The sequence below is a fragment of the Streptomyces sp. HUAS 31 genome, from assembly GCF_028198125.1.
Lineage (GTDB): Bacteria > Actinomycetota > Actinomycetes > Streptomycetales > Streptomycetaceae > Streptomyces > Streptomyces chartreusis.
Genome location: NZ_CP116353.1, coordinates 2,299,450 through 2,314,769, shown reverse-complemented (window position 1 = coordinate 2,314,769; position 15,320 = coordinate 2,299,450). Strand labels below are relative to the sequence as shown.

The window sequence follows — 15,320 nt, the reverse complement described above, 5'->3', positions numbered from 1 at the left end:
AACATTTCAGTTCATGGAGGCCATACGACCTGTCGGCCGGACCCTGCTGAGGGACCGGGCCTACGAAGCGATCCGGGACGCCATCGTGGCCGGGGAGATCGAGCCCGGCGCGGTCGTGCGGGACGCCGATCTCGCCGAGCGGCTGGGGCTGTCCCGGGCGCCGGTGCGCGAGGCGTTCTCACGGCTCGTGGACGAGGGCCTGCTGGAGAGCAAGCCGCAGAGCTACACCCGGGTGACGCCGGTCGTCGCGGCCGACGTACGGGACGCGGCCGCCGTGGTCGGCGCCATGCACGAGCTGGTGACCAGGACCGCCGTGCCCCGGATGACGGCCGCGGACCTGGACGTCATGCGCGCCGCCAACGACCGCTTCGCCGCCGCCGTCGCGGCCGGCGAGGTGGACCTCGCGCTGCGCGCCGACGACCAGGTGCACGACGTACTGGTGCGGGTCAGCGGCAACCGCGCCGCCGCCGCCACCGTCGCCCGCTACACCCCGCTCATCCGCCGCCTGGAGCGACGTCGCTTCGGGGAGGGCGGCAACTGCCGTTCGGCCGGACTGCACGAACGGCTCATCGCGGCCTGCGCGTCCGGTGACACGGCCACCGCGGTCGACGTCACCGCGGAGATCTGGCGCAGCCTCGCCGACCTCGCGGACGAGGACCCGGCCGACGACGACTGACCCGGGAGGACCCATGTCCCTTTCCTCGTACGACCGTTACCCGCTGCTCTTCGGCCCCTCACCGGTGCACCCGCTGGAGCGCCTCACCGCCCACCTCGGCGGCGCCTCCCTCTGGGCCAAGCGCGAGGACTGCAACTCCGGTGTCGCATACGGCGGCAACAAGACCCGCAAGCTGGAGTACCTCGTCGCCGACGCGCTCGCGCAGGGCTGCGACACGCTCGTCTCGATCGGCGGCGTGCAGTCCAACCACACCCGCCAGGTCGCGGCCGTCGCCGCCCGCGCGGGGCTCAAGTGCGTCCTGATCCAGGAGAGTTGGGTGGACTGGCCCGACTCCGTCTACGACAAGGTGGGCAACATCCTCCTCAGCCGCCTCGCCGGGGCGGACGTACGGCTCGTACGGGCCGGGTTCGGGATCGGCTTCAAGGAGAGCTGGGAGCAGGCGCTGCGGGAGGTCGAGGAGTCCGGCGGCAAGCCGTACGCCATCCCGGCCGGCGCCTCCGACCACCCGCTGGGCGGCCTCGGCTTCGCCGGGTGGGCGTACGAGGTCGCCGAGCAGGAACGGGAGTCGGGCGTCTTCTTCGACACGGTCATCGTCTGCTCGGTGACCGGCTCCACCCAGGCCGGCATGGTCGCCGGCTTCGCGGCCCTGGAGGAGGCGGGCGGCCGGCCACGCCGCGTGCTGGGCATCGACGCCTCCGCCAAGCCGGCCACCACCCGCGAGCAGATCGCCCGGATCGCCCACAACACCGGGCAATTCATAGGCGTCAAGCGTGAGTTGACCGTGACGGACGTCGAACTCGACGAGCGCTACCACGCGGGCGTCTACGGCATCCCCGACGAGACCACCCTGGAGGCGATGCGCCTTGCGGCCCGGACGGAGGGGATGATCACCGACCCCGTGTACGAGGGCAAGTCGATGGCCGGGATGATCGATCTGGTCGATCGGGGCGAGATCGACCGTGACTCCACGGTGCTCTACGCCCATCTGGGCGGCCAGCCGGCCCTCAACGCGTACAGCGCGCTGTTCTAGGCGTCGCGGTCGTCGATGAGTTTGCGCACCTCGATGGCTTCGAGCTCGGAACCGACGGCTTTCAGGGCCAGGGCGAGACGCTCGTAGCCGTCGGGCAGCTTCCTGGCGACGCGCACAACGGCGAGCAGCCAGGGGCGCGTCGGCAGGTTCGATTTGGGCTCCTCGGCCACGCCGAACCCCGTGGCCTCGAACCAGATGGATCGGACATCCGGATCGATCAGGGAGGAGGCCACCGACAGTTTGTCGACCAGCCTGCTCTCGAACGGGCTGACGGCGCCGGCCGGATACGCCGGCGCCGCCTTTCTGACGGCCGTCGGTGCGCGGACCGGGGCGTTGACGGCGGTAAGGAGGATTTCGCGTTGTGACATCGGGTCGGGGATGCCGTACAGCGCGGCTGCTCCGTCCTGGGGCAGCCCGGTGGGGACCTCCTCCGGGGGGATGTCGTCGATGAACACCGGGACGAGTCGCGGTAGATCGGGCTTGAGGTCCGGGTCCGCGTATATCTCCTCCAGGACCCGTCTGTGCAGGCATGGGCCGGTCAGGCTGTCCCGGGACAGCAGCACGACCAAGCGCCTCGCTCGAAGCAGTGAAGTTCTCAGGAGCTCCGCGGGTGCTCGGCCGAAACACTCGGCGGGGAGAACGTCGACGCCGTGTCCGTGATGGAGCTGGCTGTAAGCCCATCTGCCCCAGTCACGGTCGTTGTCGCGGTCGGCGTAGGCGAGCACATAGTCGATCGGCAAGGACGACTCGGCGCCGAACTCCGGACGTAACGTCGCGATGTCCTCGACCCGGATCGGCGCGAGCGCGGCGGAGTGCGCTTCGACGAGGAGCTTCGCCACCTCGTGCACGAGGTCCTCGTACTCCTGGTGGACCTGGCCTTCCCCGCGCGGCACGATGGACATCAGTCCACGCTGCTCGTACTTGGTACTGGCGCCCAGGCGCACGTACTGGTATGCGGCAGCGGGTTCCGGCACCTTCAGGCCGATCGCCTGCCAAAGGACGCCGACGAGGAACGGTGATTCACCGAGGCCGGCGCGGCGGTTCAGCCGGGCGTTGAACACAGTCCATTCGTGGGCGCACCAGTGACTTTGGAAATAGCTGGGCGAGTACAGGGCCAGCATGGCCTGCGCCGTGCAGACACCGCTCGCGATGATCCGGTCCTCCCAGCGTTCACCTGGCCTGATGTCCCTGAAGTCGACGAATCCGCTGCCGGGAACCGCGTTGCCGAGCATTTGCCCGACATGCTGTTCGACATCCTTGTGGAAGCGCTCGACCAACGGGAGGTTGTTCTTGTCGTCCGAGTAGCCGGTGAAGAACCAGTGCGGCACCGGTGGCGGGTACACCGCGGCTGGCCGCGGCGGAAGAGCGGCGCTCATCGGGGTGCCCGGCCGTGCTCGATCTCGTCGACGATGTGGCGGGCCTCCGTCACCGCGAGACTGTGGGGCTCAAGCTCTTCGAGAGCCTCCACGAGCTGCGTCAGACCACCTGGACGGGACTTCAGGCTGCGAACGACCTCGAAGAGCCGGGTACGCGGAGACACCTCGTCCCGCACGAATACGCCGAGGGGAGCGACCAGGTCGTGGAAGGTGTCCCGGCTCTGCAGGACGGCCGTCCGTTGCAGGGCGTTGACAAGCCGCCGGGTCAGGAGCGCCTGCTGGCCGTTGTCGGTACTGGTCGCCCCCGGGAACACCGGGGGGCGGTCGGGGCGTTCCGGCTCCAGGGCGAACCGCAGGAGGTCGCGAGCGGCGTCAGGGTCGAGGTCGTACAGGGCCGGCGTGATCCGGGCCCGCAGCGGCGGCGGTAGTCGGTCGGTCTCCACCGGACGGACGAACAGCGGAACCAAGCGTGGTCCGGTGACCGAGCCGCTGTGCATCAGCGCGCTCCACTCCTCGGAGGCCCAGGCCGTGGAAGTCATCGAGGCCAGATAGCCGGGGGACAGGAGCACCAGCACGATGTCTGTCTCCTGGGGCAACGGCCGTCCAAGGTGGGTGTCCTCGACCTCCGTCGCCACCTGGTAGCCGAGTTGCTCCAGTTCGAACGTGACCCAGTCGGCCCAGACACGGTCCGCCTCGACATGGCTGACCAGCACACACTCTCCACCTTGCCGCTTCACCGAAGGGCGTGCCGACAGTGGTTCGGACGGGTGAGGGAGCCTCGTGGTGCGGCGGTCCGGCTCCGGCAGGTCGTCGGTTGCGCGGGACCAGCTGTCCATGAGCTTTGCGGTGAACTGGTCCGTATCTGCCGGGAGGGACGAATCGGTGAGGGGCCCTTCGTCCAGCACCGCCTGGGCCTGGGACGGCTGACCGACCTCCCGGAGGCACACGGCCAGGAGCAGAGCCGTTGCGCCGGTTTCGGCATCGCCCTTTCCTCGGACGCGCACGTTGCCTTCGTACGCGCGTCTGGCCCATTCCAGTGCGGTGTCGAAGTCGTGGACCGTGAGATACGCGCCGGCCAGCAAGTAGCAGGTGCGCAGCGAGTCGACGTCCTCGTCGCCGAAGGCCTCCCGCTGTTGCGCGTGAGTGAGGTGGAGAAGCCGCTGGGCCTCCTCGTGGCGCCCCATCCGGATCAGCAGCGCGGCCAGCGGGGCTGCGGCCCGATGGACAGACGGATCGTGCGGGCCGAGGGCGAGGCTGAGGCCGCGATGGACGTCGTCGCGCAGGTTCAGGGACTGTTCCAGGGCACCGAGGTCCGCGTACAGGGCGGCGACATGCGTGGCTGTTCGGAGGGCGTCCGGGTGCTGTGCGCCGAGCAGCCGCCGCTGCCGCAGCAGGGTGTCCTCCCCGAGGAACCTGGCCTCCTCCTTCCTGCCCAGCGCACTCATCGGCGCGAGCAGCGTGGCGGACAGACCGAGCGCGAGCGGATGGTCCGGCCCGAGAACCTTCCGTAGTTGGGTTCTGGTCGTCATACCGACTTCCACCGCCGCCGCCGTATCTCCCGCTTCGGAGAGCAGTGTCGCGAGTTGTGCGGCGTGCTCGAGCGCCATCGGCTCCTCCTCGCCGAAGGTGCGGCGCACCCAGGCCAGGAGGGATTCGGCCAGGGGCAGGGCGGTCCGGGGCTCACCTGCTGCCTGGAGGCCGTCGATCAGGTACGACGTGATCTCCATCGTGGTCGGATCGTCCGTGCCGAGCCGGGACCGCGCGGCCTCGCGCAGTTCGCCGAGCCGGAGCACGGCAGTCTGTGCCTCACCGTCCAGCATCAGTCGGGCACACCCGGCGCACACCGCCGAGAGCCCCTCGCGCCGGGTCAGGTCCTGCGTTGCCACCGCCAGCAGATGCGGCAGCAGGGAGGTCCAGGCCTCCGATTGCGTGTGCAGGGAAGGAAGGGCTGCCACCAGCAGGGCCTGGGCACCCAGGGCAGCGGCCGCGCGGTCCGGCGGGGACAGCATGTCACGCAGTGCGGAGTGCGCGGCCGGATGGATGCGCAGGAGACCGTCGCCGCCGAGACCGAGCCCGTAGCGGTCCACAGTTCGCAGTGCCGACTCCATCGCCTGAGGGTCTCGAAGCAGTACGGCCAGAGTGTCCGGGGTCCAGTCCGGCAGTCGTACGCAGTCCCGAAGCCGGAAGGGCTGAGGAGCGAGCAACGAGTACGCCGACAGGAGCGCGACCGCACCCTCATCCTCGGTCGCCAGGCGGTCAAGGGTTCGGCGCGTGGCGTGCTGGACCGCCTGGGGCGGGCTTGTGACGGCCTGCGACAGAGCCTCGAGAAGAGCGCTCACGGAAACCCCACGATCGATGGATCGTGCTGCCATGGCGACCGCCAGCGGGAAGTCTCCCAGCTCGGCCGCCACCGTCCCGGCGTCGTGTTCGCTCATCGTGGGAACCAGCAGGCGGAGCAGAACGGCCGACTCCTCCGACGTGAGTCGGCCCACCTCGATGGCCTCTCCTGCGTCGGTCCGGTCGCGCTCCCGTGACACGAGGAGGATCTGGCCATTCCCGGTGTCCGGCCTGAGTTCCTCGAGCAATCGGTCGGCATCGGGGACGTCGTCGAAGACCAGCAGCCACCGGTTGCGGGTACGCAGGTCGGCGTTGACCGCCCTGGCGGCTTCCCCCGGCGGCATGTCGGGGGAGGCGGCTCCGAGCCGTATCGCGAGTTCGGCGAGCCGGGCGGACGCGGATCCCTGGCCGGCCCCGATCCACCAGACGAGTTCGTACTCCCCCGCGAACCGGTGGGCGTACTCGATGGCCAGCTGGGTCTTGCCCATGCCCGGATCCCCTACGAGGACCGCCCGGGACCGTTCGGTCAGCGCCGCTCGCAGCCGCTTCAGCAGGTCGACCCGGCCGACGAACCCGGCGTTGCGCTCAGGAACGTTCCAGACCCGGGGCCGACTGCCCGGCAGCCGGGGGCTGGTCGCACCGAGACGGCGTAAACGGCCGCCGGCAGGGGGGCGTTCGGGTGCGACGGCGCGAAGCAGACACTCATGGGCCCTGAGGTCGTCGAGGTCGGCGATGCGTACCAACTGCCGCTCACGGAGGATTTCGAGACCGTCCGGGACCGGGCCGCCCTCCAGCATGACGGGGATCAGTCGTTTCTCCGCGGACAGCGCCGACTTCAGCTCCGACTGGGCGTGCCGACTGCGTGCGTACGAGGGTGACACGAGGATCAGGACCATCTCGGATTCGCCGAGCGCGGTCTGCAGTGCTGCCATGAGATCGGTACCGGGACGGAGCGACCAGACGTCCAACCACACCTGGTAGCCGGCGTCCTCGAGCTGCCATGCGGCCCACTCGGCCCATGCCTGGTCGTCCCGCGCGTAGCTGATGAAGCACGCCGCCCCGTCACCAACAGCCATGTACCCGCCCCTTGTTCACAACCCCGTAGACAAGATTACGGTGCCTGCCCCTCCCGGCGGGAGAGATTGCTGCCTCCGCAACGTCGGGGCCTCCTGAAGCGCGGCCGGACTCCACCACGCTCGACGTCGACCCGGGGCATCCGCGCGATAGCGGGCCCTGCCCCGGCGCCCAACTGGCCGGATACAGTGCTCAGCGTGTTGGCGGACGATCAGCAGCGGGAGTCGGGTGTCGGTCGGCCCGGTGGTGCCCGGCGGCGGGCCACGATCCACGATGTCGCCAGGCTGGCCGGGGTGTCGCGCCAGACGGTGTCCCGTGCGGTGAACGACAAGGGCGAGATCGACCCGGGGACCAAGGAACGTGTCCTGGAGGCGGCGCGGCTGCTGGACTACCGGCCCAGCCGGTTCGCGCGCGGCCTGGTGCGCAAGGGGACCGTGACGGCCGGGCTGGTGATCCCGGACCTGATGAACCCCTTCTTCCCGGAGGTGGCCGCCGGTGTGCTGGAGGCCGCCGAGCTGCGCGGCTGGCAGGTGGTCGTGTGGGACTCGCGCACCGACGAGGCCCGGGAGCGGGAGGCGCTCGACGTGCTCTCCCACCAGGCCGACGCGGTCCTGGGCTACTTCAGGAGCCCGGACGACGAACTGGCCCGCCACCTCGGCGGCGTACCGCTGGTGCTGCTGGAACGCGGCCCGCAGCACACCCGGTTCGCGGCCGTGGGCATCGACGCCGCGGCCGGGGTGGAGCGGGGCATGGCCCATCTGGTCCGTGCGGGGCATCGCCGTATCGGCATGCTGGACGGCGTGCACGGACCCGCCCCCAGGCGGCAGGCGTTCCTCGCGGAGGCCCGGCGCCATGGACTGTCCGTGGACGACGGCTGGATCGCCATGTGTCCCGAGCACAGTGTGTCGGGCGGCGAGGAGGGCATGGCGCGGCTGCTGGACGCACGGCCCGAGCTCACCGCGGTGTTCGGCTTCAACGACCTGATCGCGGTCGGTGCGATGCGCGCGGCCCGGCGCCGGGGCCGGCGGGTGCCGGAGGAGCTGGCCGTGCTCGGCTTCGACGGCCTGTCGCTGGGCGAGTTGGTCGACCCCGGCCTCACCACCCTGCACATAGACAAGCGCCGGCTGGGCCGCCTGGCCGTCGAGCAGGTGGCCCGGCTGCGGGCGGGCGAGGAGCCGATGAACGGCACCGACGCCTGGGTGGTCCCCGAACTGGTGGTACGGGCCTCGGCCTGACGCGCCCGGACGGGGCCGCCGCAAGCGCTGCACGGGCGCGACGACGGCGTGACGGCGCCGGGCGCCCCTCGGAGCGGGGGGCGCCCTGCATGTCGTACGGCCGGCTACAGGGACTGGGCCGCCGGCTTCACCATCCCGCGCACGGTCCGGGACTTCACGAAGTCGCCCATCGCCGTCATCTCCCACTCGCCGGAGAACTGGCGGATGAGCTTGGCCATCAGCACGCCCGTCTGCGGCTCGGCGCTGGTGAGGTCGAAGCGGACGAGCTCCTCGCCGGACAGGGCGTCGATCAGCCGGCAGTAGGCCTTGGCGACCTCGGTGAACTTCTGGCCGGAGAAGGAGTTGACCGTGAAGACCAGGCCGGTGACGTCCTGCGGCAGCCGGCCGAGGTCGACGGTGATGACCTCGTCGTCCCCGCCGCCCTCGCCGGTGAGGTTGTCGCCGGAGTGGCGGATGGCGCCGTTCACGATCTGGAGCTTGCCGAAGTAGCAGCTGTCGATGTGGTTGCGCTGCGGGCCGTAGGCGATGACCGAGGCGTCCAGGTCGATGTCCTTGCCGCGGTACGCCGGCTCCCAGCCGAGGCCCATCTGGACCTGCGAGAGCAGCGGACGGCCGCCCTTCATAAGGGAGACGGTCTGGTTCTTCTGGAGGCTGACGCGGCCCTTGTCGAGGTTGATCTTGCCCGCGCCGGGCGCGGGCGGGGCGGGAGGCGCGGCGGGGGCCGGGGGCGTGACCGGGGCGGACACCGGCGGGGCCGGCGGAGCGGCCGGGGGCTGCATGGTCGGCTGCGGCGGGGCCACGGGGGCGGCGGCCGGGGCGGGCTCCTCGACCGTGACGCCGAAGTCGGTGGCGATGCCGGCCAGGCCGTTGGCGTAGCCCTGGCCCACCGCGCGGGCCTTCCAGGCGCCGTTGCGCAGATAGATCTCGACGACCACCAGTGCCGTCTCGGCGCCGAGCTGCGGGGGTGTGAAGGTGGCCAGGACGCTGTTGTCGTCGGCGCTGCGGATGGTGGCCGTCGGCTCGATGCCCTGGAAGGTCTGGCCGGCGGCGTCCGGGCTGGCGGTGACGACGATCTTCTCGATGCCCGGCGGTACGGCCGCGGTGTCGACCGTGATCGCGTCGGGGGCGGTGCCGCCGCCCGAGCGGTACGTCACGCCCGGGCCGCTGGGCTGGTTGTAGAAGATGAAGTCGTCGTCGGAGCGCACTTTGCCGTCGGCGGTGAGCAGCAGGCCCGATACGTCGAGCCGCACCGGGGCGGCGACGTCCACCGTCACGCGCGCGGTGGAGAGAGGGATGTTCGAGCCGGGGGTCATAGCTGTCATGCCCCGTGAACGAGCGGGGGCGCTTTACCGTTCCCTTACCCGGCAATCGGGTGGCACGGGTGCGGCGTCCCCGCCCGCCGGCCTACGGCACGACCACGATCTTGCGGCCCACGCCGGACGCGAACTGCTCCAGGGCCTGCGGATACTGCCCCAGCGGGATGCGGTCGCTGATGAAGACCTCCGGGTCGAGGACCCCGTTCGCGAACAGCTCCGCCGCCCGCTCGAAGCTGTGCAGGACGGCCATCGAGCCGGTGATGGTGATCTCCTGGTTGTAGATGCGGTACGGGTCGATGCTCACCCGCGTCGCGTAGTCCGCCACACCGAACTGAAGGAACGTTCCCGCTTTCGCCACCCGGTCCAGGCCGTCCTGGATCGCCGCGGCGTTGCCGGTGGCGTCCACCACCAGGTCCCAGCCCTGCGGGCGGTCCAGCTCGTCCGGGTTCGCCGCCGACGCCGAGACGCCGAGGCGGCGGGCCGTCTCCAGGCGCTGCGCGTTGATGTCCACGACGTCGACGCTGGCCGCGCCGGTCCGCTTGGCGAGCTCCAGCATCATCAGACCCATCGTGCCGGAGCCGTAGATCAGGACGTGGGCGCCGAGGCGGGACTGCAGGACGTCGTAGCCGCGCACCGCGCAGGACAGGGGCTCCACCAGGGCCGCGTCCTGGGTGCGGACGTGCTCTGGGAGCTTCACGCAGTTCGCCACCGGGGCGACGGCGAACTGCGCCGCGCCACCGGCCGTGGTCACGCCGATCGCCGCCCAGCGCTCGCAGAGGTTGTTGTGGCCCGTACGGCAGTAGCGGCACTCGAAGCAGTACAGGGACGGGTCGACCGCGACCCGGTCGCCGACCGCCACCTCGGTGACCTGGGTGCCGACCCCGACCACCTCGCCGGCGAACTCGTGTCCGGGCACGATCGGCAGCTTGGGTGCGAACTCGCCCTGGAGGATGTGCAGATCGGTGCCGCACAGCCCGCAGGCCGCCACCTCGACGACGACCTCGCGCGGCCCTGGCGTCGGGTCCGGGACCTCGGCGACGACGGCCCTGCCCACGGACTCGATGACGGCGGCCTTCATTTCACTGCTCCCAACGACAGGCCCTGGACCAGCTTGTCCTGGGCGGCGAACCCCGCGGCGAGCACCGGCAGGGAGATGACGAGCGACGCGGCGCACACCTTCGCCAGGAACAGGCCCTGGCTGGTGATGAAGCCGGTCAGGAAGACGGGCGCGGTCTCGGCCACCACGCCGGTCAGGACTCGGGCGAACAACAGCTCGTTCCAGCTGAAGATGAAGCAGATCAGGGAGGTCGCGGCGATGCCGGGCAGCGCGATGGGGGCCACCACGCGCGTGAGGATCGTCGGCAGCCTCGCGCCGTCCACCCGTGCCGCCTCGATGATCGCGACCGGGATCTCGGCGAGGAAGGAGTGCATCATCCACACCGCGATCGGCAGGTTCATGGAGGTGTAGAGGATGACCAGCAGCCAGATGTTGTCGAGCATGTCCGTGTTCTTCGCGAACAGGTACAGCGGCAGCAGGCCCGCCACGGCCGGCAGCATCTTCGTCGACAGGAAGAAGAACAGGACGTCGGTCCACTTCTTCACCGGGCGGATCGACAGGGCGTAGGCCGCCGGGAGGGCGAGCACCAGGACGAACAGCGTCGAGGCGAGCGAGGCCACCGTCGAGTTGATCAGCGCCGGCCAGGGGCTCGCGCCGCCGCCCGCGCCGAAGAACTCGCGGTAGCCGTCCAGCGTCAGTGACGCGGCGAAGGACGGCGGGTTGGTCGCCGCGTCCTGCTCGGAGTGGAAGGACGTCAGCGCCATCCACGCGATGGGCAGGAAGAACACGATGCCGAGCAGCCAGGCCACCAGGCCGAGGCCGGCTCCCTTGCGGCGGCTGCGAAGTCGTACGGCCACGTCACTCATGCGCGCGACACCTCCTCGCGGAACAGGGACGACACCACGCGCAGCGCGAAGGTCGCGATGATGATCGAGCCGATGACCACCAGGACGCCCGCGGCCGAGGCGAGGCCGTTCTCATGGGCCTGGTAGAAGCTCTGGTAGACGGTGTAGGGGAGGTTGGCGGTGCCGAGGCCCCCGGACGTGATCGTGAAGACCGCGTCGAAGTTCTGGACGATGTAGATCGAGCCGAGCAGGGCGCCGAGTTCGAGGTAGCGGCGCAGGTGCGGCAGCGTGAGGTGGCGGAAGATCTGCCAGTCGCTCGCGCCGTCGACGCGGGCCGCCTCGATCTGCTCGTGGTCGCGGCTCTGGAGGCCGGCCAGCAGGATCAGCATCATGAACGGCGTCCACTGCCACACCAGGGAGGCCTCCACCGCGAGCAGCGGGGTGTTGGAGATCCAGTCCGGCTGTGGGCCGCCCACATAGTGCAACAACCCATTGAACAGGCCGTACTCAGGGTTGTAGAGCACATGCTTCCAGAGCAGGGCCGCCGCCACCGGCACCACCAGGAACGGGGCGATCAGCAGCGTGCGGACCACTCCGCGGCCCTTGAACTTTCGGTCCAGCAGCAGGGCGAGCACCAGGCCGAGGATCAGGCTGGCCAGCACCACCGCGACCGTCAGGAGCACGGTCGTCCACACCGACTGGCGCAGGTCGGCGTCGGTGAGGACTTCCTGGTAGTTGTCCAGGCCGGCGAAGTGCCGGGCGTCGGGGTAGAGGGAGTTCCAGTCGAAGAAGGAGATCACCAGCGTGGCCACGAACGGCAGCTGGGTCACCGCGATCATGAAGATCAGCGCGGGCAGCAGGGGCGCCCGGGTCGCCCAGGCGCGCAGCCGGGCGGAGGGCGGCCGGGTGGCCGGCACGGGAGTCGTGGCCACGGGGGCCGTTGTCGTCGCTGTCATCGCCCCTCGTACTCCTCGGAGATCTCGTCGGCGAGCTGCTGGGACTTCTTCAGGGCCGACTCGACGGACTGGCGTCCGGCGATGGCCGCGCTGATCTCCTGGGAGACCTTGGTGCCGAGGTCGGTGAACTCGGGGATGCCGACGAACTGGATGCCGGGCGCGGGGCGCGCCTGTACACCGGGGTCGTTCGGGCGGGCGCCCTCGATGGCTTCCTTCGTCATCTCCTGGAAGGCCGCCGCCTCTTCGCGGTACGCGGGGTTGGCGTAGGTGGAGGCGCGTTTGCCGGCCGGGACGTTGGACCAGCCGATCTCGTCGCCGACCAGCTGCTCGTACTGCTTGCCGGACGCCCAGGAGACGAACTTCCAGGCCTTGTCGGGGTTGCGGGACGCCTGCTGGATGCCCCAGGCCCAGGTGTAGAGCCAGCCGGAGGACTCGGTCTTCTCGACGGGGGCGGGCGCGTAGCCCACCTTGTCCTTGACCGGGCTGTTGGCCGCCTCCAGTGAACCCGCCGCGGAGGTGGCGTCGTACCACATGGCGACCTTGCCCTGGGTCATGTTGTTCAGGCACTCGGCGAAGCCGGACTGGGCGGCTCCCGACTCACCGTGCTCGCGGACCAGGTCGACATAGAACTTCGTCGCCTTCTCCCACTCGGGGGAGTTCAGGCGGGCCGACCAGTCCTTGTCGAACCAGGTGCCGCCGAAGGTGTTGACGACGGTGGTGAGCGGGGCCATCACCTCGCCCCAGCCGGGCAGGCCGCGCAGGCAGATGCCCTTCATGCCCGGCTCGGCGCCGTCCACCTGCGCCGCGAGGTCCGCGACCTGCTGCCAGGTGGGGTGGGCGGGCATCTTCAGGCCCTCCTTCTCGAAGACGTCCTTGCGGTACATCAGGAAGGACGACTCGCCGTAGAAGGGCTGGCCGTAGAGCTTGCCGTCGTCGCCGGTGAGGGACTGGCGCATCGGCCCCAGGACGTCCTGCTCGTCGTAGCCGGGGTCCTTCGCGACGTAGGAGTTCATCTCCTGGAGCCAGCCGTTGCGGGCGTAGATCGGTATCTCGTAGTTGGAGAGGGTGGCGACGTCGTACTGGCCCGCCTGGTTGGCGAAGTCCTGGCTGATCTTGTCGCGGACGTCGTTCTCGGGCAGGACGGTGAAGTTGACCTTGATGCCGGTCTCTTCGGTGAAGCGGGGGGCGAGCTTTTGCAGCTCGGTCATCTGGGGGTTGTTGACCATGAGGACGTTGATCGAGTTGCCGCCCGACCCCGCCCCGCCGGCGCCGACCCAGCAGCCGGAGAGCAGCGGGGCGAGCAGCGTCCCTGCGGCGGCCGTGGCGAGCGTGGCTCGCTTGGGCCGTCGACGGCTCTGGGTTCGCATGGATCGCTCCTGGACGTATGGGGGGATGAAGGGAAAGAAGAGATATGGGGAGGGGATGTACGAGGAGATAAAGGGCATGCGGGGGTGTGGGCGTGCCCCCGGGGGAGTGGGTTCGCCGTTCAGACGCGGATGACCTGGGGTCCCAGGAGTGAGTAGCGGTGCGCCTCGGCCGCCGGCAGCAGCGTGCTCGTCACGATCGTCTCCAGCGTGCCGATCTCCGCGAACCGGCAGAAGCTGACGGCGCCGAACTTGGTGTGCACGCCCGCGAAGACCGTGCGGCGGGCGGCCCGGATGGCCTGCGCCTTGACCTCGCTGACGGCCGGGTCGGGGGTGGTCAGGCCGTGCTCGCGGGAGATGCCGTTGGCGCCGATGAACGCGAGGTCGATGACGAAGCCGGCCAGCATCTTGGTCGTCCAGTGGTCGACGGTGGCCAGGGTGCCGGAGCGTACCCGGCCGCCGAGCAGCAGCACGGAGGCGTTCTCGGACTCGGCGAGCGCGCCCGCGACCGGCAGGGACGCGGTGACCACGGTCAGCGGCCGGTCCAGGGGCAGGGCCTCGGCGATGAGCTGGGGGGTGAAGCCCTCGTCGACGAAGACCGTCTCGGCGTCCCCGAGCAGCTCGGCCGCGGCGGTCGCGATCCGGCGCTTCTCGGGGACGTGGCTGGTGGCGCGGAAGGCGAGCGTCGTCTCGAAGCCGGCGCTCTCCACGGGGTAGGCGCCGCCATGGGTACGGCGGAGCAGTCCGTGGTCCTCCAGGACGCGCAGATCCCGCCGTACGGTCTCCTTCGCCACGCCGAGCTCGTCGGCGAGCGCGGTGACGTCGACCGAGCCGTCACGGCGTGCGGCCAGCACGATCTCGCGTTGGCGTTCTTCCGCCGTTCTCGTGCTCATGCCGACACCTGCCTTCCGCTTCGCTGCCCGTTCGGGCCCGGTGGGACCCATGGGGGAAGTTCTACAGGGGGTGTCCGGCACTGACCAGGTCTGTTGCAGGTTCGATGCTGCCCGTGTGTGCCCGTTCACCGTGCGGTGTGCCCGTCTCGGACCTGCGTGGTTGTGGTGTGGCAGGTGAGATCGGGCGCCTACGGTGCCCGAATACGGGGGCGGGCGGGCCCGTTCGGTGCCCGCCCGCCCTTTTGCCGCACTTCGTTTCGGTCAGTACGGCCAGATCGGCGGGTCGCTCACGAAGTGACCGCCCAGGTAGGCGTGCGCGATGTTCTCCGGGTCGAGCTCGCCCTGCTCGGCGATCAGCTTCTCGGCGTACGGCTCGGAGTCGTCCTGGGGGTCGTAGCCGAGGGAGCGGGCGGAGGTCAGGTCCCACCACAGGCGGGTGTTCGCGGAGGAGCCGTGGACGACCGTGTGCCCGACGTTCTCGGCGGTCAGGGCCGCGTGCAGGAGGCGGGCGCCGTCCGCCGGGCTCATCCACACCGAGAGCATGCGCACGCTGGTCGGCTCGGGGAAGCAGGAGCCGATGCGCACGGACACCGTCTCCAGGTCGTGCTTGTCCCAGTAGAACTGGGCGAGGTCCTCGCCGAAGGACTTGGACAGGCCGTAGAAGGTGTCGGGGCGGCGCGGGGTGTCGATGGGGATGAGGGGGTCGTCGCCCTTGGGACGGGGGGTGAAGCCGACCGCGTGGTTGGAGGAGGCGAAGACGATCCGCTCCACGCCCTCCTGGCGGGCGGCCTCGTACAGGTTGTAGGTGCCCTCGATGTTCGCCCGCAGGATCTTCTCGAACGGGGCTTCCAGGGAGATGCCGGCGAGGTGGATGATCGCGTCGACGCCCCGCACGGCCTCGCGCAGCGCGTCCCGGTCGGCGAGGTCGGCGACGATCGCGTCCGGCGCGCCCTCCACGGGGCGCAGGTCGAGCAGCCGCAGCTCGTAGCCGTACGCCGGGAGCAGGTCCCGCATCAGGGTACCGAGGCCGCCGGCGGCGCCGGTGAGCAGAACGGTGCGGGGGGCTGGCATCCTCGGTTCTCCTTGAGTCCAGGGCCGTATGCATGCGCGCACGGTATTCACATTCATGGACAAGCTAAGGATCAACGACCTTACCCGTCA

12 protein-coding genes are annotated in these 15,320 nt (G+C 70.2%); 3 read left to right on the top strand and 9 right to left on the bottom strand.

The window, feature by feature from the left end; translation table 11 throughout:
- Positions 1-13 precede the first annotated feature (13 nt).
- Positions 14-676 carry a GntR family transcriptional regulator gene (locus PGH47_RS10170; protein WP_271663149.1) on the top strand — a complete coding sequence of 221 codons (663 nt, stop codon included), beginning with the start codon at positions 14-16 and terminating at the stop codon, positions 674-676.
- 13 nt (positions 677-689) lie between these two features.
- Positions 690-1,706 (top strand): 1-aminocyclopropane-1-carboxylate deaminase, encoded by a 1,017-nt coding sequence (locus PGH47_RS10165; protein ID WP_271663148.1) that lies wholly within the window; start codon positions 690-692, stop codon positions 1,704-1,706.
- Here PGH47_RS10165 and PGH47_RS10160 read toward each other — a convergent pair.
- A complete protein-coding gene (locus tag PGH47_RS10160; protein WP_271663147.1) occupies positions 1,703-2,983 on the bottom strand; it encodes a toll/interleukin-1 receptor domain-containing protein in 1,281 nt (426 codons plus the stop codon). The genes PGH47_RS10165 and PGH47_RS10160 overlap by 4 nt on opposite strands.
- 95 nt (positions 2,984-3,078) lie before the next feature.
- Positions 3,079-6,495, bottom strand: a complete 3,417-nt coding sequence (fxsT, locus tag PGH47_RS10155; RefSeq protein ID WP_271663146.1) for an FxSxx-COOH system tetratricopeptide repeat protein — start codon at positions 6,493-6,495, stop codon at positions 3,079-3,081.
- A gap of 186 nt (positions 6,496-6,681) precedes the next feature.
- Here fxsT and PGH47_RS10150 point away from each other — a divergent pair, with 186 nt between their 5' ends.
- Positions 6,682-7,728, top strand: coding sequence for a LacI family DNA-binding transcriptional regulator (locus tag PGH47_RS10150; protein WP_376056560.1), 1,047 nt, complete (start codon positions 6,682-6,684; stop codon positions 7,726-7,728).
- A gap of 104 nt (positions 7,729-7,832) precedes the next feature.
- Here the strand turns inward: PGH47_RS10150 and PGH47_RS10145 are convergent, their stop codons facing one another.
- From PGH47_RS10145 to PGH47_RS10115, 7 genes are all read right to left on the bottom strand, one after another.
- A complete protein-coding gene (locus PGH47_RS10145; RefSeq protein ID WP_271668018.1) occupies positions 7,833-9,041 on the bottom strand; it encodes a TerD family protein in 1,209 nt (402 codons plus the stop codon).
- 91 nt (positions 9,042-9,132) lie between these two features.
- Complete coding sequence (locus tag PGH47_RS10140; protein WP_271663144.1) at positions 9,133-10,122, bottom strand: zinc-dependent alcohol dehydrogenase family protein; 990 nt, start codon at positions 10,120-10,122, stop codon at positions 9,133-9,135.
- Entirely contained in the window at positions 10,119-10,967 is an 849-nt protein-coding gene (locus PGH47_RS10135) for a carbohydrate ABC transporter permease (RefSeq protein ID WP_107907222.1), read from the bottom strand. Before PGH47_RS10135 ends, PGH47_RS10140 begins: the two co-directional genes overlap by 4 nt.
- Positions 10,964-11,902 (bottom strand): carbohydrate ABC transporter permease, encoded by a 939-nt coding sequence (locus PGH47_RS10130; protein ID WP_271663143.1) that lies wholly within the window; start codon positions 11,900-11,902, stop codon positions 10,964-10,966. Before PGH47_RS10130 ends, PGH47_RS10135 begins: the two co-directional genes overlap by 4 nt.
- Positions 11,899-13,269 carry an ABC transporter substrate-binding protein gene (locus PGH47_RS10125; protein ID WP_271663142.1) on the bottom strand — a complete coding sequence of 457 codons (1,371 nt, stop codon included), beginning with the start codon at positions 13,267-13,269 and terminating at the stop codon, positions 11,899-11,901. The genes PGH47_RS10130 and PGH47_RS10125 overlap by 4 nt, the downstream gene beginning before the upstream one ends.
- A 119-nt stretch (positions 13,270-13,388) precedes the next feature.
- Complete coding sequence (locus tag PGH47_RS10120; protein WP_030952724.1) at positions 13,389-14,159, bottom strand: DeoR/GlpR family DNA-binding transcription regulator; 771 nt, start codon at positions 14,157-14,159, stop codon at positions 13,389-13,391.
- Between the two features lie 261 nt (positions 14,160-14,420).
- The gene (locus PGH47_RS10115; RefSeq protein ID WP_271663141.1) at positions 14,421-15,230 is read right to left on the bottom strand and encodes an NAD-dependent epimerase/dehydratase family protein; all 810 of its coding nucleotides are present in this window, start codon (positions 15,228-15,230) and stop codon (positions 14,421-14,423) included.
- Between the last annotated feature and the right edge of the window lie 90 nt (positions 15,231-15,320).

Coding starts and splice junctions, on each gene's coding strand:
- PGH47_RS10170 (WP_271663149.1), top strand. CDS start 14: ATGGAGGCCATACGACCTGTCGGCCGGACCCTGCTGAGGGACCGGGCC.
- PGH47_RS10165 (WP_271663148.1), top strand. CDS start 690: ATGTCCCTTTCCTCGTACGACCGTTACCCGCTGCTCTTCGGCCCCTCA.
- fxsT (WP_271663146.1), bottom strand. CDS start 6,495: ATGGCTGTTGGTGACGGGGCGGCGTGCTTCATCAGCTACGCGCGGGAC.
- PGH47_RS10145 (WP_271668018.1), bottom strand. CDS start 9,041: ATGACCCCCGGCTCGAACATCCCTCTCTCCACCGCGCGCGTGACGGTG.
- PGH47_RS10140 (WP_271663144.1), bottom strand. CDS start 10,122: ATGAAGGCCGCCGTCATCGAGTCCGTGGGCAGGGCCGTCGTCGCCGAG.
- PGH47_RS10135 (WP_107907222.1), bottom strand. CDS start 10,967: ATGAGTGACGTGGCCGTACGACTTCGCAGCCGCCGCAAGGGAGCCGGC.
- PGH47_RS10130 (WP_271663143.1), bottom strand. CDS start 11,902: ATGACAGCGACGACAACGGCCCCCGTGGCCACGACTCCCGTGCCGGCC.
- PGH47_RS10125 (WP_271663142.1), bottom strand. CDS start 13,269: ATGCGAACCCAGAGCCGTCGACGGCCCAAGCGAGCCACGCTCGCCACG.
- PGH47_RS10120 (WP_030952724.1), bottom strand. CDS start 14,159: ATGAGCACGAGAACGGCGGAAGAACGCCAACGCGAGATCGTGCTGGCC.
- PGH47_RS10115 (WP_271663141.1), bottom strand. CDS start 15,230: ATGCCAGCCCCCCGCACCGTTCTGCTCACCGGCGCCGCCGGCGGCCTC.